This is a genomic window from Sphingomonas sp. SORGH_AS_0879, from assembly GCF_030819175.1.
Lineage (GTDB): Bacteria > Pseudomonadota > Alphaproteobacteria > Sphingomonadales > Sphingomonadaceae > Sphingomonas.
The window spans coordinates 483,099-500,741 of sequence record NZ_JAUTBJ010000002.1; the positions used below are offsets into that span (position 1 = coordinate 483,099).

Annotated in this window: 17 protein-coding genes and 3 pseudogenes; 11 read left to right on the forward strand and 9 right to left on the reverse strand. The window is 67.7% G+C overall.

The genetic code is table 11. The annotated features are described in order from the left end of the window. Positions 1–74 precede the first annotated feature (74 nt). Positions 75–1,319, forward strand: coding sequence for a dicarboxylate/amino acid:cation symporter (locus QE379_RS02845; RefSeq protein ID WP_306997642.1), 1,245 nt, complete (start codon positions 75–77; stop codon positions 1,317–1,319). 43 nt (positions 1,320–1,362) lie between these two features. Beyond that, positions 1,363–1,503 (forward strand): annotated as a pseudogene (locus QE379_RS19550) (aldo/keto reductase); the annotation flags it as partial. Positions 1,504–1,782: 279 nt separating this feature from the next. Here the strand turns inward: QE379_RS19550 and QE379_RS02855 are convergent. Then, a complete protein-coding gene (locus tag QE379_RS02855; protein ID WP_306997646.1) occupies positions 1,783–3,369 on the reverse strand; it encodes a peptide MFS transporter in 1,587 nt (528 codons plus the stop codon). Between the two features lie 129 nt (positions 3,370–3,498). Here QE379_RS02855 and QE379_RS02860 point away from each other — a divergent pair, with 129 nt between their 5' ends. After that, positions 3,499–4,101, forward strand: a complete 603-nt coding sequence (locus QE379_RS02860) for a nitroreductase (protein WP_306997649.1) — start codon at positions 3,499–3,501, stop codon at positions 4,099–4,101. Positions 4,102–4,172: 71 nt separating this feature from the next. Continuing rightward, positions 4,173–4,529, forward strand: coding sequence for a GntR family transcriptional regulator (locus tag QE379_RS02865; RefSeq protein WP_306997651.1), 357 nt, complete (start codon positions 4,173–4,175; stop codon positions 4,527–4,529). Here the strand turns inward: QE379_RS02865 and QE379_RS02870 are convergent. The 5 genes from QE379_RS02870 to QE379_RS02890 form a co-directional block, all read right to left on the reverse strand. After that, positions 4,472–5,524 carry a PepSY domain-containing protein gene (locus QE379_RS02870; RefSeq protein ID WP_306997654.1) on the reverse strand — a complete coding sequence of 351 codons (1,053 nt, stop codon included), beginning with the start codon at positions 5,522–5,524 and terminating at the stop codon, positions 4,472–4,474. The genes QE379_RS02865 and QE379_RS02870 overlap by 58 nt on opposite strands. A 364-nt stretch (positions 5,525–5,888) precedes the next feature. Next, complete coding sequence (locus QE379_RS02875) at positions 5,889–6,134, reverse strand: ribbon-helix-helix domain-containing protein (protein WP_306997656.1); 246 nt, start codon at positions 6,132–6,134, stop codon at positions 5,889–5,891. After that, positions 6,131–7,954: a cobaltochelatase subunit CobT gene (gene cobT / locus QE379_RS02880; RefSeq protein WP_306997658.1), complete on the reverse strand. Its 1,824-nt coding sequence runs from the start codon at positions 7,952–7,954 to the stop codon at positions 6,131–6,133. Before cobT ends, QE379_RS02875 begins: the two co-directional genes overlap by 4 nt. Positions 7,955–7,959: 5 nt before the next feature. Continuing rightward, positions 7,960–8,964 carry a cobaltochelatase subunit CobS gene (gene cobS, locus QE379_RS02885; protein ID WP_294269930.1) on the reverse strand — a complete coding sequence of 335 codons (1,005 nt, stop codon included), beginning with the start codon at positions 8,962–8,964 and terminating at the stop codon, positions 7,960–7,962. 148 nt (positions 8,965–9,112) lie between these two features. Next, complete coding sequence (locus tag QE379_RS02890; protein ID WP_306997662.1) at positions 9,113–9,727, reverse strand: J domain-containing protein; 615 nt, start codon at positions 9,725–9,727, stop codon at positions 9,113–9,115. Between the two features lie 39 nt (positions 9,728–9,766). Here QE379_RS02890 and QE379_RS02895 point away from each other — a divergent pair, with 39 nt between their 5' ends. The 5 genes from QE379_RS02895 (at position 9,767) to QE379_RS02915 (ending at position 13,111) form a co-directional block, all read left to right on the forward strand. After that, positions 9,767–10,051, forward strand: a complete 285-nt coding sequence (locus tag QE379_RS02895) for a BolA family transcriptional regulator (protein WP_306997664.1) — start codon at positions 9,767–9,769, stop codon at positions 10,049–10,051. 4 nt (positions 10,052–10,055) lie between these two features. Then, positions 10,056–10,748, forward strand: a complete 693-nt coding sequence (locus QE379_RS02900; RefSeq protein WP_306997667.1) for a glutathione S-transferase — start codon at positions 10,056–10,058, stop codon at positions 10,746–10,748. Continuing rightward, complete coding sequence (locus QE379_RS02905) at positions 10,745–11,206, forward strand: NUDIX hydrolase (RefSeq protein ID WP_306997669.1); 462 nt, start codon at positions 10,745–10,747, stop codon at positions 11,204–11,206. Before QE379_RS02900 ends, QE379_RS02905 begins: the two co-directional genes overlap by 4 nt. Continuing rightward, positions 11,199–12,098 (forward strand): pirin family protein, encoded by a 900-nt coding sequence (locus QE379_RS02910; RefSeq protein ID WP_306997672.1) that lies wholly within the window; start codon positions 11,199–11,201, stop codon positions 12,096–12,098. Before QE379_RS02905 ends, QE379_RS02910 begins: the two co-directional genes overlap by 8 nt. A 344-nt stretch (positions 12,099–12,442) precedes the next feature. Beyond that, on the forward strand, positions 12,443–13,111 hold the full coding sequence (locus tag QE379_RS02915; RefSeq protein ID WP_306997674.1) for a sensor histidine kinase: 669 nt from the start codon (positions 12,443–12,445) through the stop codon (positions 13,109–13,111). Positions 13,112–13,215: 104 nt separating this feature from the next. Here QE379_RS02915 and QE379_RS02920 read toward each other — a convergent pair whose 3' ends face one another. Continuing rightward, positions 13,216–13,914 carry a pirin family protein gene (locus QE379_RS02920; RefSeq protein ID WP_306997676.1) on the reverse strand — a complete coding sequence of 233 codons (699 nt, stop codon included), beginning with the start codon at positions 13,912–13,914 and terminating at the stop codon, positions 13,216–13,218. Positions 13,915–14,026: 112 nt separating this feature from the next. Between QE379_RS02920 and QE379_RS02925 the strand changes: the two are divergent. Both QE379_RS02925 and QE379_RS02930 read left to right on the forward strand, forming a co-directional pair. Then, positions 14,027–14,958, forward strand: a pseudogene (locus QE379_RS02925) (LysR family transcriptional regulator). 37 nt (positions 14,959–14,995) lie between these two features. Continuing rightward, a pseudogene (locus QE379_RS02930) lies at positions 14,996–15,547 on the forward strand (TMEM175 family protein); the annotation flags it as partial. Positions 15,548–15,575: 28 nt separating this feature from the next. On the opposite strand, the gene QE379_RS02935 reads toward QE379_RS02930, so the two are convergent. Together QE379_RS02935 and QE379_RS02940 are read right to left on the reverse strand one after the other, a co-directional pair. Then, positions 15,576–16,715, reverse strand: a complete 1,140-nt coding sequence (locus QE379_RS02935) for a sensor histidine kinase (RefSeq protein WP_306997680.1) — start codon at positions 16,713–16,715, stop codon at positions 15,576–15,578. A 43-nt stretch (positions 16,716–16,758) separates the two neighbouring features. After that, positions 16,759–17,580: an alpha/beta fold hydrolase gene (locus QE379_RS02940; protein ID WP_306997682.1), complete on the reverse strand. Its 822-nt coding sequence runs from the start codon at positions 17,578–17,580 to the stop codon at positions 16,759–16,761. Between the last annotated feature and the right edge of the window lie 63 nt (positions 17,581–17,643).

Sequence of the window (17,643 nt, forward strand, 5' to 3'; positions counted from 1 at the left end):
GGTCGCGACCCGTTTAGCGCGACCTTGGCAAAAGCTCAAAAGAACCCCAAAAACATAAGGAAACCAACGGCCCCATGTCGCGCGCCACCTTGATCCTGTTGTGCCTCGCCGCCGGTTTGCTGACCGGGGTGGCGATGGGGGCGTGGTCGCCCATGGCGGCGGATAGCGGGGTGGCGGTGGCGCGCCCGTTGGGGACGCTGTGGCTCAACGGGTTGCAGATGACGGTGATCCCGCTGGTCGTCACGCTGCTGATCACCGGGGTTACCGCGACGGCGCAGGCGGCGCAGGCCGGGCGGATCGCGGCGCGGGCGATCGCCACCTTTCTGGGGCTGGTCGCGCTGACCGGGACGATGGCGGCACTGGTCACGCCGGGGCTGTTGCGCCTGCTGCCCATTCCGCGCAGCGCGGCGGAGGCGTTGAAGGCGGCGCTGGGCCATGCCGAGCCGGTCGCCCCGCCGCCGCCCATGGCCGAGTTCGTGACCGCGATCGTGCCGACCAACATCTTCGCCGCCGCCACCAACAACGCGCTGCTGTCGCTGATCCTGTTCACGCTGGCCTTCGCCTTCGCCATCACCCGGATCGAGGGGGAGGGGCGCGAGACGCTGCTGCGGGTCTTCACCGCGATCCGCGATGCGATGCTGGTGCTGATCGGCTGGGTGTTGTGGCTGGCGCCGCTGGGCGTCTTCGCGCTGGCCTTCGTGGTGGGGGCGACGGCCGGGGGCGGGGCGTTCCGCGCACTGGCGCATTACATCACGATCATCGCCAGTGTCGGGGTGATCGTCATCCTGATGGCCTATGGCGTCGCGGTGCTGGTGGCGCGGGTGCCGGTGGGGCGCTTCGCCCGTGCGCTGGCTCCGGCGCAGGCGGTCGCCATCTCCACTCAAAGCTCGCTCGCCAGCCTTCCCGCGATGATCCAGGGGGCCGAAACGCTGCGGATCGCCCCCGCCACCGCCGGACTGGTCCTGCCCATGGCGGTGGCGATGTTCCGCGCGACCCAGCCCGCGATGAACGTCGCGGTGTCGCTCTATATCGCCGACTGGTTCGGCATCGTGCCTGGCATGGCCTCGGTGGTCGCGGCCGTGGTGGTGGCGATCCTGTGCTCGCTGGGCTCGGCCAGCCTGCCAGCACAGATCACCTTCTTCGCTTCGATCGCGCCGGTCTGCGTCGCGCTGGGCGTGCCCGCCGCGCCGCTGGGGCTGTTGATCGCGGTGGAGACGATTCCCGACATCTTCCGTACCCTCGGCAATGTCAGCATGGACCTTGCCGCCACCGCGACCGTTTCCCGCTTGAGCCATGGGACGGACGAGGACATGTCGTGAAATGTACGGGCGGGCGGACGAGGCGGAGAGCATCGCCACCATCCAGCGCGCCTGCGAGGGCTGGCTCAAGCGGCTGGGGGTCGAGACGATCGACCTGTTCTACCAGCACGGGGTCGATCCCAACGTCCCCATCGAGGATACGGTCGGCGCGATGGGGCGCGCGACGCTGGAGCATTCGATGAAGGCGACGGAGGTCGCCTTTTCGGCGGAGGATCTGGCGAAGCTGGACGAAGCCTCCCCGCGTGGCGCTACGGCGGGCCCGCGCCATGGTGAACGCGCGATGGCGACGACGCGGCTGTGAGCCGCATGTCCCAAATCCTACCGTCCGTTCGCACTGAGCGAAGTCGAAGTGCTAGGGATCCCGCTCATGGTTAGTTCGGGGCGTGGGCTTCGACTTCGCTCAGACTGAACGGAGGTCGGGAAGGGGAGCGGTCGGCGACATGTCCCGACCGCCCCTTCCGAATCAAAGCGGCTTCTGCTCCAACCGGGTATCGATCCCCGCCGCCGCCGGTTCGGCGAGTTCCTTGTCCCCCGCCAGCGCACCCTCGGCCTTGAGCAGATCGAGATGCATCAGCTTCGCGATGAAGGGCGACACCACCAGCACGACGACGCCGATCCCGATCGAGAACCAGCCGATTCGCGTATAGACGTCGAGCACCTTGTCCGGCCCCGCGCCTTCGCCACCCGTGGCCTGCGCGATCAGCCCGGCGATGAAATTGCCCGCCGCCGTCGCGAGGAACCACGTTCCCATCATCAGGCCCGTCATGCTGGGCAGCGACAGCCGCGTCATCGCCGACAGCCCGACCGGGGAGAAGCACAGCTCCGCCATGGTGTGGATCAGATAGACGAGGATGACGAAGATCACCGGCGTCGGCGCACCCGCATAGGCCGCCGCACCCGCGACCAGCACCAGGAAGCCCGCACCCACGCTGACCAGCCCGATGCCGAACTTGAACGGCGCGCTCGGCTCCAGCCCGCGCTTGGCGAGGATCGTCCAGATCGCGGCGAAGACCGGGGCGAGCAGGATGATGAAGATCGAATTGACCGACTGGAAGGCCGAGGCCGGGATCGTCCAGCCGAGCAGGCTGCGATCCACCGAGCGGTCGGTATAGACGTTGAGCGAAGAACCCGCCTGCTCGAACAGGGCCCAGAAGAGCGGGCACAGCGCGATCAGGAACAGCGCGGCCAATATGCGGTCGCGGTCGACGCGGGGCAGGGTGAACACGGCGCGCCACAGGATGAAGCCGATGGTGCCGATGCTGAACACGATCAGCAGCATGCCGACCGCATCCTGATGCCGGATCAACTGCCACGTCACCAGCGTCGCGACGATCGCCCCCAGATAGATCAGCCACTCGCGCGACAGACCGGCCACCACCGGCGCGCGCAGCATAGGGAGCGAGGGGGCCTCCCCCGCGCCGTGCAGTTCACGCTTGAGGCCGATAAAGGCGATCAGCCCCAGCAACATGCCGATGCCCGCCGCGCCGAAGCCATAGGCCCAGCCCACCGTCTCGCCCAGCACGCCGCACACGATCGGCCCCAGCGCGCCGCCACCGTTGATGCCCATATAGAAGATCGAGAAGGCGGGATCGCGCCGCATGTCGTCACGCGCGTAAAGCTGTCCCACCAGCACCGAGATATTGGCTTTGAGGAAACCGGTGCCGATGACGATCGACGCCAGCGCCAGATAGAATCCTTCCAGATAGACGCCCTGCGCGCCCTGCGGCCCCTCCAGTGCGGCGATCAGCAGATGGCCGAAGGCGATGAACACCCCGCCCGCCAGTACCGCGCGTCTGGCCCCCAGATAACGGTCGGCCAGATAGCCGCCGATCACCGGGGTGAAATAGACCAGCGACATATAGGCGGCATAGACGCCGAAGGCCGGTTCGTCGGTGAACAGGAAATGCTTGGTCAGGTAGAAGACCAGGATGGCGCGCATTCCGTAGAACGAAAAGCGCTCCCACATCTCGGTGAAGAACAACAGGAACAGGCCTCGGGGATGGCCCAAAACCGTCTTGCCGCGCGCGGCGGCCTCATACGCAGTCGCCATGCCGGCGTTTACTCCATCGGGATCGCCCCTCGCGCGCCGCGCGGCGTGCCAAGGGGCGTAATGATTCAGTAACCTAACGCCAAAGCCGCGACTGTAAATATGATGCGCGACGACGTAAGGATCGATCGCATGACACCCACGACCTTCAACGACCGCTCGACCCCGCTCTCCCTGCTCGCCACCCGCCGATCGGGCAAGCCGCGCGATCTGGTCGCGCCCGGCCCCGACGACGCGCAACTGGCCGAGATGCTGGCGATCGCGGCGCGCACCCCCGACCATGGCAAGCTGGCCCCATGGCGTTTCGTGATCGTGCGGGCCGAGGCGCGGGCCCGACTGGCGGAGGTCATCACCGCCGCCTATCGCGCCGAACGGCCACAGGCGAGCGGTACGGAGATCGCCGCGCTGGAACAGTTCGCGCATCAGGCCCCCGGCCTTGTCGTCGTCCTGTCCAGCCCGAAGACCGACAGCCATATTCCGTTGTGGGAACAGGAATTGTCGGCGGGCGCGGCGTGCATGAACCTGCTCCATGCCGCCCATGCCATGGGCTATGCCGGGGGCTGGCTGACTGGCTGGCCCGCCTTTTCGGATGCGGTGCGCGATGCGTTCGGGGCCGCGCCGGAGCGGATCGTCGGCTTCGTCTTCCTCGGCACGCCCGGCCGCGCGCTGGAGGAACGGCCGCGCCCCGATATGGCGCGGATCGTATCGATCTGGAACGGATCGCGCGAGGCCTGAGTGCGACAAGACTGCAAACGTTATCGCAGTCCGCCCTCGACATCGCGTCCAAGCCGCTGTATTAACTCGGCATGACAGCTCTTAGCGGTGACGACAGCCCGGTTTATATCCGTCTGCGCGGGACGATCGCGGCGGGTATCCTGAATGGCACCTATCGGACGGGGGACCAGCTTCCCTCGGTGCGTGCGCTGGCGGCGGAGCAGGGGGCCAATCCCCTGACGGTCGCCAAGGCCTATCAGAGCTTTCAGGACGACGGCTATGTCGAGGTGCGGCGCGGGGTCGGCATGTTCGTCATGCCGGGCGCCGCCGATCGCCTGCGCGCCGCCGAGCGGCAGAGTTTCCTGACGGTGCAATGGCCGCGCATCCGCGATCATATCGAGCTTTTGGGCCTCGACGCCACCGATCTGCTGCCCGTCGAGCGGGTCTGACGGCGGGGGGCGGTCCGGCACCGGGTCGCCCAGCCGATCAGTCCCGTCATCGCCAGCATCGCCGCCGCCAGCCCGGCGATCGAGGCGGTGGCTCGCCAGAACCAAGGCATGTCGCGTGCCGTGTGAAGCCGCCGCACCCAGGACAGGCTGGCGGGGGCGGCACGCTCGGGCGCGGCGACCGCCGTGGCGCTGTCGTCCGCGACCTTGATGACATGGGGCCCTTCAAAACGCGCTGTCCAGTCGGGGGAGCGCTGGGTCGGCCAGTCTATCGAGACCAGCCGTCCCCGCGCCTCATGCCGCGCGCTGGCGACGACGCGCTCGACCGACAGGGTCGTGCGCTCTACCGGCGGCGCGACGTGATCCGATCGCCATGCCACCCCCTCGCCGGTCAGCGTCGCCAACAGTCCGGGAAAGGCGAGCGCGGTGCCGGTCAGAATCATCACCAGCACCAGCGGCAGCGACCACAGGCCGATGCGCCAATGCCATCTTGCCGCCCCGGATTCGGATTTTCGGGCGGTGCGCCTGGCCCTGTCGCGAGGCCGCACCCAGGGGCCGGTCAGGCAGAGCAGCACCAGCATGACGCCCGCCACCCCGACGATGGCTCGCCCCGCGTCGCCCAGGAACAGCCCGTCGTGCAGCCGTCGCAGCCATCCGCTCGCCCCGCCGCCATGCGCCCCCTTGCCCAGCACCCGCGCGGTGGGGGGATCGAGGAACAGCAGGCGCTGGTCCTGCCCATGCGCGTCGCTCAGCAGGACGAGGACGGGGGTCGATCCCGACTCCAGCGACAGGCTGGCGATCCGCTGACCCGGCGCCATCGCGGATCGCGCGGCCGTGACATAGGCCCTGGGGGCCAGTCGCGTCTCGCCGCTGACCCGGTAATGCGCGGGCGCGGCGATCCGATCGAGCACGGGGGCCCAGACCAAAATCGCCCCCGACAGCGCGACGGCCAAGGCGACCAGCCCGATCGCCAGCCCCAGCCAGCGATGGACGCGCATTCCGCTGAGAGGAAAGGTGATTCCGGCCACATAAACCCCGAAACAGACGGCGCGCCCTGCCGGAGCGAAGGGGTGGCGTCAATCGGACTCCAACCCGCGCCGCCGTTCAGCTTGAGCGGAATCGGAGCCCATGTCCTGTCAGCGCCGCCGACTGAGTGGCGCAGGGCATAGCGATTTCCCTGGCCTTCGACTTCGCTCAGGCCGAACGGAATGGGGGGGTATTGGCCTTGATGTTCTGGGCAGCGGGAACTCCACGACGGCGTCGTATGCGCGAAACGTGGTGGATTCCCGTCTCGCCTGCATCCCCGCTCCGTTCAGGCTGAGCGAAGTCGAAGCCCACGCCCTGCGTCCTCCGCGCGCGATATCACCGCCGCAGGAACAGCCACGACCGGATCGCGCTCGCCAGATTGGGCGGGTCGTCCGCCGTGATCCGCAACGCATCGATCTCCGCCACCAGCGCCGATAGCGGCAGGCCGTGCGCCACCGCCGCCTCTTCCAGCGCGGTCCAGAACACCGGTTCCAGACTGATCGAGGTCTGGTGCCCGGCGATGGTGATCGACCGCTTCACCGGCCCGACAAAGCCCTGCGCCGGGGCCGCGATCCGGCTCATTCGGTGTCGAACAGACTGGCCAGTTGCTCGATGATCGTGCCGCCCAGTTGCTCGGCGTCCATGATCGTCACCGCGCGCGCATAGTAACGGGTCACGTCATGGCCGATGCCGATGGCGACCAGTTCGACCGGGCTCTTGGTTTCGATCCAGCCGATCACCTGGCGCAGATGCCGCTCCAGATAGCTGCCCGAATTGACCGACAGGGTGGAGTCGTCCACCGGCGCGCCGTCGGAGATGACCATCAGGATGCGCCGCTCCTCGGGCCGCGCGACCAGGCGGCCATGCGCCCAGAGCAGCGCCTCGCCGTCGATATTCTCCTTGAGCAGCCCCTCGCGCATCATCAGGCCCAGATTGTTGCGCGCGCGCCGCCATGGCTCGTCGGCCTGTTTGTAGACGATGTGGCGAATGTCGTTCAGCCGCCCCGGCTGCGGCGGACGCCCGGCGGCGAGCCAGGTTTCGCGGGCTTGTCCGCCCTTCCACGCGCGGGTGGTGAAGCCGAGGATCTCGGTCTTCACCCCGCACCGCTCCAGCGTACGCGCGAGGATGTCGGCGGAGATGGCGGCGATGCCGATCGGCCGCCCGCGCATCGACCCTGAATTGTCGATCAGCAGCGTCACGACGGTATCGCGGAAATCGGTATCCCGCTCGATCTTGTAGGACAGCGACAGGCCGGGATTGACCACCACGCGCGCCAGCCGCGCCGCGTCGAGTATGCCCTCTTCCTGATCGAAGTCCCAGGACCGCGACTGCTGCGCCATCAACCGCCGTTGCAGCCGGTTGGCGAGTTTCGACACCGCCGATTGCAGATGCGCCAATTGCTGGTCGAGATAGCCGCGAAGCCGCGCCAGTTCGTCCGCGTCGCACAGTTCGCCCGCCGCGATCACCTCGTCGAACTGGGTGGTCCAGGGCTTATAGTCGAACTGCGCCGACGGATCGTTCAGCGGGCGGTTGGGGCGGGTCGGCTGGCTGCCTTCGTCGCCCTCGTCACCGGGATCGCCGTCGAGATCGTCGAAGGACTCCTGGCTCTGGTCCTGCGATTCGCCGTCCTCGCTGTCGGAATCGCGCTTCTCGGCGCGCGCCTCTACCTCGCCTTCGCCCTGGCCCTGTTCGTCATTATCCTCGTCGCTCTCGTCCTCGTTCTGCTGTTCTTCGCCCTCCTGATCGTCGCCGCCTTCATCCGCCTCTTCGGGTTCGGCGGGCGGCTCGGCGAGTTCGAGGTCGGCGAGCATCCGCGCGGCGAGCGTCTGGAACGCCTTCTGGTCGTCCATCGCCCCCGCCAGCGCGTCGAGATCGGTCGCGCCCTCCAGCCAGTCGCGGACCAGCGCCAGCGCGGGCGCGGTCTCGGCAGGGGAGGGGCGGCCCGTCATCCGCTCGCGCAGCAGCAGGCCGAGCGCGGTCGACAACGGCACCTCGTCCCGGTTGCGCGCCCGCGTCAACGGATCGGAGCGCAACCTGACGTCGAGCGCATGGGCGAGGTTATCCCCGATCCCGGCATAGCCGCGCGCGCCCAGCGCCTCGACCCGCGCCGTCTCCACCGCGTCGTACACCGCGCGCGCCACCGCCTCGACCGGGGCGGCCTTGGCGTGGAGCGCGGTGTCGTGCAGCTTCAGCCGGAGCGCGAAGGCGTCGGCAAAGCCGCGCGCCTCCGCCACCTGATCGGCGGGCAGCGCGCGGCCGGGCATGGGCACGCGGATATGCTTGCCCGAAGAGGTCGGCGCATCGGCGGTGAAGGCCAGCTCCACCTCCGGCTCCTGCGCGATCGTGCGCGCGGTGCCGCCGAGAACCGCCTTGAACCGGTCGAGGGGGGTGTCGTTCGCCATCGGGATCAGGCGCGGCCGACGACGCTTTCGGGCAGGTCCTTGCCGAACACGCGCTGATAATATTCCGCCACCAGCGCGCGTTCGTTTTCGTCGCACTTGTTGAGGAAGGACAGGCGGAAGGCGAAGCCCGGATCGCCGAAGATCAGCGTGTTCTGCGCCCAGGTGATGACCGTGCGCGGGCTCATCACGGTCGAGATATCGCCGTTGATGAAGCCCTTGCGGGTCATGTCGGCGACGCGGACCATGTTCTCGACCAGTTGCTTGCCGTCGGGCTTGTCATATTCGCCCGACTTGGCGAGCACGATCTGCGCCTCGGTCGCGGCGGGCAGATAGTTGAGCGTGACCACGATGTTCCAGCGGTCCATCTGGCCCTGGTTGATCTGTTGCGTGCCGTGATAGAGGCCGCTCGTGTCGCCCAGGCCCACCGTGTTGGCGGTGGCGAACAGGCGGAACCACTTGTTCGGGCGGATGACGCGATTCTGGTCGAGCAGGGTCAGCTTGCCCTCGGTTTCCAGCACGCGCTGGATCACGAACATCACGTCCGGGCGGCCCGCATCATATTCGTCGAAGACGAGCGCGGTCGGCGTCTGGAGCGCCCAGGGGAGCAAGCCCTCGCGGAACTCGGTCACCTGCTGGCCGTCCTTCAGGACGATGGCGTCGCGACCGATCAGGTCGATCCGGCTGATATGCGCGTCCAGGTTGATGCGGATGCACGGCCAGTTGAGGCGCGCGGCCACCTGCTCGATATGGCTTGACTTGCCGGTGCCGTGATAGCCCTGCACCATCACGCGGCGGTTGTGCGCAAAGCCCGCCAGGATCGCCAGCGTCGTGTCGGGATCGAACACATAGGCGGGATCGAGATCGGGGACGCGCTCGTCCGCTTCGGAGAAGGCGGGCACCTCCATATCGGTATCGATGCCGAACAGGTCGCGCACCGACACCATCTTGTCGGGCGCATCGAGAATCGTGGTGTCGCGGCTGTCGGGAAGCGTATTCGGGATGTTGGTCATCAGGCCCTCGTCTCGTCGCTCAACGCCTTAGGGCAATGGCGGCTCCCGACTCAATGGCAAGGATCGTCAAGAAGCACGTCGATGGGCGATTGCAGAGCACGCGGTTCGGGCTGCGGGCGTCAATCCTCCCCGCGCCGGGGAGGATCGATCAGGCGAAGGCTGGTGCCTGACGCAATTGTTGATAGGCGGCGATCACCTTTTGCAGCCGCGCCTCCTGGCTGCGGTCGCCACCGTTCCGGTCGGGGTGATAGCGTCGGACCAGTTCGCTATAGCGTCGCCGCAGCGCGCTCCGGTCGGCATTCGCCTCCAGTCCCAGCACCTTCAGGCTTTCGCGATCCTGCCCCGATAGCGGCTTGCCGTCCGAGCGTTCGGGCGCGGTTTCGCGGCGATAGCGCGCGGCGATGGCGTCGAGCGGATCGGAGAAATCGGCCCAGCGCGGCCCCGGATCGGTGCCGCCCTGCGCAAAGGCGCGCGTCTCGCGCTCCCAGCCCGAATAGGGGCGCTGCGCACGGTGGATCTCGTCCGCGCTCATCCCGTCGAAGAAATTGTATCGGCTGTTGAACGCGCGGACATGCTCCAGGCAGAACCAACGAAACCGGCCCGGCCCGTCGCCGCTGCGTGTGCCCTCGGGCGGGGGCGCGCGGAACTCGCCCGCCTGTTCGCAACCGGCGTGATCGCAGGCGCGGCCCGTATTCTCGACGCGGCCATGGAAACGCGCGCCCGGTTTCTCCTTGGGGGTATCGCTGCTCGACCGACGAGTCACTTTGTCCGCTTGTCCCGAAAAACCGTCTATATAGGGGCCATGACCGATATCACCACCGCACCGATCGCCGATCAGATCACCGCCCGCCTGACGGCGGCGCTGTCGCCCACTTTGCTCGAAGTCATCAACGAAAGCGCGATGCATCGCGGCCATCTGGGCGATGACGGCACGGGCGAGAGCCATTTCCGCGTCATCGTCGAATCGCCGCTTTTCGCCGGCCAGTCGCGCGTCGCCCGCCAGCGTCTGGTGAACCGCGCGCTCGCCGATCTGTTGTCCGAGCGTATCCATGCGCTGGCGATCAGCGCGAAGGCACCCGGAGAATAAGCGAATGTCCTATGACCTATGGTACTGGCCCGGCCTGCCGGGACGTGGCGAGTTCGTCCGGCTGGTGCTGGAGGCCGCGGGTCTTCCCTACCGCGACCGTGGCCCGGAAGAGGGGGCCGAGGCGCTGCTCGCCGATATGGAGCGGGGCGAGCGCCCGCCCTTCGCGCCGCCCTATCTGCGGGTCGAGGGACAGGCGATCGCCCAGGTCGCCAACATCCTGCACTGGCTGACCGAGCGGCATGATCTCGCGCCGCAGGCCGACCGAGTCTGGCTCCTCCAGCTGCAACTGACGATCAGCGACATGGTGGCGGAGGTGCACAACGTGCATCACCCGGTCGCGACCGGCACCTATTATCATGAACAGAAGCCCGAGGCCGCCCGCGCCGCCCAACAGTTCGGCAAGGACCGTATCCCCAAATTCCTCGGCTATTTCGAGCGTTCGCTGGACGGCCGGGACTGGATGGCGGGCGGCCGCTGGTCGCCGGTCGACACCTCGCTGTTCCAGTTGATCGAGGGTCTGCGCTACATGTTTCCGAAGCGGATGGCGGCGGTCGAGGGGGATTATCCCGCGCTGATCGCGCTTCACGACCGGGTGAAGACGCTGCCCGCTATCGCCGCCTATCTAGACAGCGACCGCCGACAGGCGTTCAATGAGGATGGAATTTTCCGCCATTACCCGGAGCTTGATGCCGCATGATTCGCCAGCCCCGTCCCGCCGCGCGCATCCTGCTGGTCGATGCGGTCGGACGGACGCTGATGTTCCGTTTCACCCCCGATGATCGCCCGCCCTTTTGGTGCACGCCCGGCGGCGCGGTCGATCCCGGCGAGACTTACGAGGACGCCGCCCGTCGCGAATTGCTGGAGGAAACCGGGCTCGACCGCGATTGCGGGCCGCAGGTCGCAAGGCGTCAGGTCGAGTTCCGCACCATCGAGGGTGTCGAGGTCGAGGCGGACGAGCGCTACTTCCGCGTCGACATCGATGCGCATGAGGTGACGGGCGCGGGCCACACCGCGCTCGAACAGCGGGTCATGCAGAGCTGGCGCTGGTTCTCCCGCGCCGAACTGGCGGCACATGCCGAACCCTATTTCCCGACCGACCTGATCGACTTGCTCGACGCGACGGAGCCGACCCCTACGGAGCAAAGATATGTTTGACGATTTCCTGCTGCGCACCCTGCAACCCTCGACGCATGATCTGGGCGGGTTCAAGGTGCACCGCACGCTCCCCAACAAGGAGCGGACGATGGTCGGCCCCTTCCTGTTCTTCGACCAGATGGGCCCGGCGCAACTGCTGCCCGGCTCCGGCATCGATGTGCGGCCGCATCCGCATATCAACCTGGCGACCGTCACCTATCTGTTCGACGGCGCGATCGGGCACCGCGATTCGCTGGGCACGAACCTGGTGATCGAGCCGGGTGCGGTGAACCTGATGACGGCGGGCCACGGCATCGTCCATTCCGAACGCTCGCCGAGCGAGGCCCGGCCGCAGGGGCCGAAGCTTTCGGGCATCCAGACCTGGCTGGCGCTTCCGGAAGCGCAGGAGGAAATGGACCCGGCGTTCGAGCATGTCCCCGCCGGTGCACTGCCCAAGATCGAGGGGCAGGGCGCGACCGCACGGATCATCATGGGCTCGCTATGGGGCGAGCGGGCGCCGACCACGACCTATGCGGGCACCATCTATGCCGACATCGCGCTGGAGCCGGGCGGGAGCATACCGATCGATGCGAGCGCGGAGGAGCGCGCGGTCTATTGCGCGCTGGGCGAGGCGAGCCTGGAGGGCATGACGCTGGAGCCGCAGCGGCTCTACATCCTGAAGCCCGGGATCGCGGCGACGCTGCGGTCGGAAGGCGGCGGGCGGGTGATGCTGTGCGGCGGCGATGCCTTCACCACGCCCCGGCATGTCTGGTGGAATTTCGTCTCCTCCCGCCGCGAGCGGATCGAGGAGGCCAAGCGGGCGTGGAAGGCGCGGGAATTTCCGACCGTGCCGGGCGATGACCTGGAGCGGATCGAGATACCGGAGGTGCCGAAGACGGTGAGTTATCCGTGAGGATGTTCAAGCCCCTCTCCCGGTAGGGGTGGTGAGGGGCAAGGGCCGCGAGTGCTGGTCCCGGTGAAATCCTTTGCCCTCCCCCGGCCCCTCGCGCTTGCGGGAGGGGAGAGTGTGTGGAGAGGTTTCAGCGTGGCCTTCGACTTCGCTCAGGCTGAACGGAGGTTGGAATACCGGCCTGATTCCCCGCCCCGTTCAGGCTGAGCGAAGTCGAAGGCCATGGGAAAAGGCACCCCCCAGTCTCGATCCGCGATACAGGTCCCGCAAATGGTCGAGCCCAAACCTCCGTATGGTTTCGCGGTGCCGTCAAAGCGCCGAAAAGAGGCCATCGGAAGGAGCGCGCGATGCCATTCAGTTCTTGCAGCCAGGATGCGGGTCAGCGGACCGGTGCCGTCATTCCTTTCGGGGCGCTCGACGCGGGCGGCGCGCAGGAGGCCAATCATCGGATCGCGAACAGCCTGCAACTGGTTTCGGCGATGTTGTCCTCGCAGGTCCGCGAACTGGCGGACCCGATCGCCCGGGATGCGTTGGACCGCTCGGTGCAGCGGGTCGCGGCGATCGCCGGTGTCCATCGCCAACTCTATCTTTCGCAGGAACGCGATCGGGTCGACATTGCCGGCTACCTCGTCGATCTGGTGGAGGGCCTGCGGCGCAGCTTCTCGGCGGACGCCCGCCATCGCCGCATCGACCTGGAGGTCGAGCCCGCGGTCGTGCCCGCCAGCTTCGCGGCGATCATCGGCGTCGTCGTGACCGAATTGGTCATCAATGCCTGCAAGCACGCCTACCATCCCGACCAGCCCGGCGGGATCGAGGTGATCGTGACCACGGGGCCGGAGCGCATCTTCTCGCTCCTCGTCCGCGACCATGGCCATGGCAGGCCAGCGGATGCGCGATCCGACGGGCTGGGGGATCGTCTGCTCGAACTGATGGCCCGGCGGCTCAAGGCGCGGGGCGGCTATTCGGAGGGTCGCGCGGGAACGACCTATATGATGACCGGCCTCATCCCGGCGTGACCTTGTCCGCCGCCGGGCCGCCCGACGCCCTCGCATTCCATGGCAAGGGGAGGCCGGGCGGCGATGCCCGACCTCCCCTCTCTGCCTTTCGACCCGGTTGCGGATCAGGCGGCGTCGACCATGACGACTTCGCTGTCCTCGATCGCCGTCACGCGGATCACATCCTGATCCTTGATGGCGGCGCCGTCGCGTGCGTTGACGGCGATGCCGTCGATCTCGACCGCGCCGGTCGCGGGGACGAGATAGGCGCGACGATCCTTGCCGATCGGATATTCGACGGTTTCCCCGGCCTTCAGCGTGGCGCCGACCACCCGCGCATCGGTGCGGATCGGCAGCGCGTCCGTGTCGTCGTCGAAGCCCGAGGCGAGGATGACGAACTGTCCGGCGCGTTCGCCCTTGGGGAAGGGACGGGCGCCCCAGCTCGGCTTTTCGCCGGTGCGGGTGGGCTGGATCCAGATCTGGAAGATCTTCGTCGTGACGTCTTCCTTGTTATACTCGGCATGGGCGATGCCGGTGCCCGCGCTCATCACCTGGACGTCGCCCGCTTCCGTGCGGCCCGAATTGCCCAGATTGTCCTGATGGGTGATCGCCCCCTCGCGGACATAGGTGATGATTTCCATGTCGCGGTGCGGGTGGGGCGGAAAGCCGGACTGCGGCGCGATGGTGTCGTCGTTCCACACGCGCAGATTGCCCCAGCTCGTGCGGGCGGGATCATAATAGTTGGCGAACGAGAAATGATGCTTGGCGTCGAGCCAGCCGTGGTTGGCACCGCCGAGGCTGCTGAAGGGGCGAAGTTCGATCATGGCGTTTCTCCGGGGCCGTGCGCTGGATCGTCGGCCGATGACGAGGATGTAGGCGGGCAGGATCGTCCCGATCAGCCGGATAAATTCGCTCGCTCTTTTCGAGGAAATTGAAATGAGCGAACCGGGCACCCCGACATTCGACCAGCTCCGCATCTTCCTGACGGTGGTGGACACCGGCAGCTTCGCGGCGGCGGGCCGCAAGCTGAACCGCGCGGTGTCGGTCATCAGCTACGGCATCACCAATTTGGAGGCGCAACTCGGCGTCACGCTGTTCGATCGCGAGGGGACGCGGAAGCCCCGGCTGACCGAGGCGGGCCAGGCCGTCCTGGCCGAGGCGCGCATGGTCGCGGGTGGGATCGACGGGCTGAAGGCCAAGGTGAAGGGGCTGCTCGACGGGCTCGAAGCCGAGGTGAATCTGGCGGTGGACGTCATGCTGCCCGCGCGACGGCTGGGCGAGGTGCTCCGCGCTTTCGCCGCCCGCTTCCCCACGGTGACGTTGCGGCTGCATGTCGAGGCACTGGGGGCGGTCGCGGCGCTGGTGCTGGAGGGAAGGGCGGTGGTCGGCCTGTCCGGTCCGCTCGCCAGCGGGTTCGACGGACTGGAATCCCTGGCGGCGGGAAGCGTCGAGATGGTGCCCGTCGCGGCGCCCGACCATCCGCTCGCGCGATATGACCGCATCCCGCCGGGGGCCGGGCGCGAGCATGTCCAGCTGGTCCTGACCGACCGGTCGCCCTTGACCGAAGGGCGCGATTTCGCCGTGCTGTCGCCGCGCACATGGCGGCTGGCGGACCTGGGCGCCAAGCACCAGTTGCTCCGCGAGGGTATCGGCTGGGGCAACATGCCGCTGCCGTTGATCGCCCCCGATCTGGTCGCGGGCACGCTGAAGCGGCTGGCGATGCCGGACGATCCCGGCGGCATGTACCGCTTCTGCGGCATCTGGCGCCGCGACACCCCGCCCGGGCCCGCCGCATCCTGGCTGATCGCCGGCATATGGTCGAACTCGGCCATGGCGATGGCGATCCGGCGGGTCGGGGCGATGTCTGACCGGCGGGGCGGGATGAGGCCGACGCGGCTGGAGGCGTTCACCGACGGCGTCGTCGCGATCATCATCACCATCATGGTCCTGGAACTGAAGGTGCCGACAGGCGGCGATCTCCGCGACCTGGAGGGCATCGCGCCCCTTCTGCTCGCCTATGTCCTCAGCTTCATCAATGTCGGTCTCTACTGGAACAACCATCATCACATGCTGCACGCGACCGACCGGATCGACGGACGGGTGCTGTGGGCCAATCTGTTCCTGCTGTTCTGGCTCAGCCTCGTGCCGTTCGTGATACGCTGGCTCGACGACAGCGGCTTCGCGGAGGGGGCCACGGCCGCCTATGGAATCGTGCTCGGCATGTCCTCGGTCGGGTATCAGCTGACCGAACGGGCGATCATCGCCTGCAACGGACCGGGATCGGCGGTCGCCCGGGCGATCCGTCGCGACGGGAAGGGATGGGGGAGCATCGCGGTCTATGCCGCGGCCGTGCCGCTCGCCTATGCCAGCCGATGGGTGGCGATCGCCCTGTATGTCGGGGTGGTCGCCCTGTGGTTCGTCCCGGATCGACGGATCGCCCGAATCCTGGAAGGCTGAGCGGCCACCGCTTCGACGGAAAATCGTGTCATTCGACCTGCGGCAGCGCGAAGCGGAATATCGATCCCGCGCTCGCCTTCGAGACATGCTCCAGCGTGCCGCCATGATCCTCCACGATCTGGCGCGAGATACGCAGGCCCAGGCCGAGGCCGGTCGCCCTGGTCGAATGAAAGCCCTCGAACAGATGCTCCTGGTCGGATGCGGAGATGCCCGGTCCGCTGTCTTCGACCTCGACGACGATCATGCCGCCGTCCCGCCGACCCCGGACCTTGAGCGCGCGGCTCCAGCAGCGGGCCTCCGCCATGGCCTGTGCGGCGTTCATCATCAGGTTGATCAGCACCTGTCGCAGCTGAACGCCGTCCGCCCATACGGAACCCAGGTCGACGGGCAGGTCGAGCGACAGTGTCGCCTGGCGGCTGGCGAATTCCTGTTGCAGGAAGTCGACCGTCTCCTCGATCAGGGGCCGGACCGCGCAGCGCGTGCGTTCCTCCCGCTTGTTGGCTGCCATCGCGCGAAGCCGGGCGACCGTCTCCTCCGCCTTGCCCGCGCCGAGCACGATCGTGTCGAGACAGTCCTCGACCTGGCGGAGATCGACCTGGGGCTGGCGCAGCCATCGCAGCGCCGCCTGTGCCGATGTCATCATCGCGCTCAGCGGTTGCCGCACCTCATGCGCGATCGTCGCCGACATGATGCCCAGCGTCGACAGCCGGTCGGCATGGGCCATCCGGGCGCGCAGATGGACCGCATCCTTTTCCGCCAGCACCTGATCGCTCACATCCACCAGGCCGAAGGTCAGCGCGCCGGGCGGGGCGTCCTCCTCGCGCCAGCTGCTGAAGCGGACATGCAGGGTCGCGCCGGGGGCCTTGAGAGCAAGCCGTGCCCGGAAACAGGCCTGCGGCTCGGCCGACGCCGCGATGGCCTGGACCAGATGATCCGCCTCGGCAAAGGGCCAGACTGCGCCGACCGGAACCGGCAGGTCGCTCTCCGCGAGGCCGAGCATCGTCCCCGCGCGGCAATTCACCGCCACCAGACGGGTTTCCCCGAACAGCCGCCGCAACAGGTCATGCCGCTTGGCCGTGGTCAGGCCCCGCTCCGCCAGCGCGGTGGCGAGCGCCCCGGCGGCGGTGGCATCGAGCCGCCCGAGCGCGAGGCCCATGGCGTCGACCATGCGGCTCGATGCCGTCAGGGGAAGGCGCGGCGGCATGGTCCCCTCAGTCGGCGATAAACTGCAACAGGTCCTGGTTGAGCCGGTCCTTGTGCGTGAAGAGCACGCCGTGGGGAGCGCCCTCATAGACCTTGAGGGTCGCATTCGGGAACAGCTCGGCGGCCTGGCGTGCGGTCGCGTCGAAGGGAACGAAGGCGTCCTGTTCGCCGTGGATGACCAGCACCGGCACGTCGAAGCCCGCGATGTCGTCGCGATAGTCGGTCGTGGCGCATGCCGTCACCGCATCGTGCGCGGCCTTGAGCGACCCCTGCAAGGCCATATGGTGGACATGGGCGAGCCTGCCCTCCGAAACCTCGCTGTTCGGATCGTTCGTCGCGAAGAACAGGCGTGCGAAGCCGCGAAGAAACTCGGCGCGGTCCTCCAGCAAGCCGCTGCGGACATTGTCGAAGACGATCTGCGGCACCCCGCACGGATAATCCTCGCTCTGGCCCAGCTTGGGGGTGGTCGCGCCGATCAGGACGACGCGCGCCACGCGGGCCGATCCGTGCCGCCCGACATAGCGGGTGACCTCGCCCCCGCCCATGGCATAGCCGACCAGGGTGACGCGACGCAGATCGAGGTGATCGAGCAGTTCGGCCAGATCGTCGGCGAAGCTGTCGTGATCGTAACCGTCCCAGGGCTGATCCGAGCGGCCGAAGCCGCGACGGTCGTGCGCGACCACGCGATACCCGTGCGAGGCGAGGAACATCATCTGGTTTTCCCACATGTCCGCGTTCAACGGCCAGCCATGGGCGAAGACCACCGGATCGCCCGTGCCCCAGTCCTTGTAATAGAGCCGGGTTCCATCCCCAAGGGTCAGCATCGGCATGATATTTCTCCCGTCCCGCACCCCGAAACTAGCCTGGGCGGGGGATCGGGGCTTCCCCCGATC

Coding starts and splice junctions, on each gene's coding strand:
- QE379_RS02845 (WP_306997642.1), top strand. CDS start 75: ATGTCGCGCGCCACCTTGATCCTGTTGTGCCTCGCCGCCGGTTTGCTG.
- QE379_RS02855 (WP_306997646.1), bottom strand. CDS start 3,369: ATGGCGACTGCGTATGAGGCCGCCGCGCGCGGCAAGACGGTTTTGGGC.
- QE379_RS02860 (WP_306997649.1), top strand. CDS start 3,499: ATGACACCCACGACCTTCAACGACCGCTCGACCCCGCTCTCCCTGCTC.
- QE379_RS02865 (WP_306997651.1), top strand. CDS start 4,173: ATGACAGCTCTTAGCGGTGACGACAGCCCGGTTTATATCCGTCTGCGC.
- QE379_RS02870 (WP_306997654.1), bottom strand. CDS start 5,524: ATGCGCGTCCATCGCTGGCTGGGGCTGGCGATCGGGCTGGTCGCCTTG.
- QE379_RS02875 (WP_306997656.1), bottom strand. CDS start 6,134: ATGAGCCGGATCGCGGCCCCGGCGCAGGGCTTTGTCGGGCCGGTGAAG.
- cobT (WP_306997658.1), bottom strand. CDS start 7,954: ATGGCGAACGACACCCCCCTCGACCGGTTCAAGGCGGTTCTCGGCGGC.
- cobS (WP_294269930.1), bottom strand. CDS start 8,964: ATGACCAACATCCCGAATACGCTTCCCGACAGCCGCGACACCACGATT.
- QE379_RS02895 (WP_306997664.1), top strand. CDS start 9,767: ATGACCGATATCACCACCGCACCGATCGCCGATCAGATCACCGCCCGC.
- QE379_RS02900 (WP_306997667.1), top strand. CDS start 10,056: ATGTCCTATGACCTATGGTACTGGCCCGGCCTGCCGGGACGTGGCGAG.
- QE379_RS02905 (WP_306997669.1), top strand. CDS start 10,745: ATGATTCGCCAGCCCCGTCCCGCCGCGCGCATCCTGCTGGTCGATGCG.
- QE379_RS02910 (WP_306997672.1), top strand. CDS start 11,199: ATGTTTGACGATTTCCTGCTGCGCACCCTGCAACCCTCGACGCATGAT.
- QE379_RS02915 (WP_306997674.1), top strand. CDS start 12,443: ATGCCATTCAGTTCTTGCAGCCAGGATGCGGGTCAGCGGACCGGTGCC.
- QE379_RS02920 (WP_306997676.1), bottom strand. CDS start 13,914: ATGATCGAACTTCGCCCCTTCAGCAGCCTCGGCGGTGCCAACCACGGC.
- QE379_RS02935 (WP_306997680.1), bottom strand. CDS start 16,715: ATGGTCGACGCCATGGGCCTCGCGCTCGGGCGGCTCGATGCCACCGCC.
- QE379_RS02940 (WP_306997682.1), bottom strand. CDS start 17,580: ATGCCGATGCTGACCCTTGGGGATGGAACCCGGCTCTATTACAAGGAC.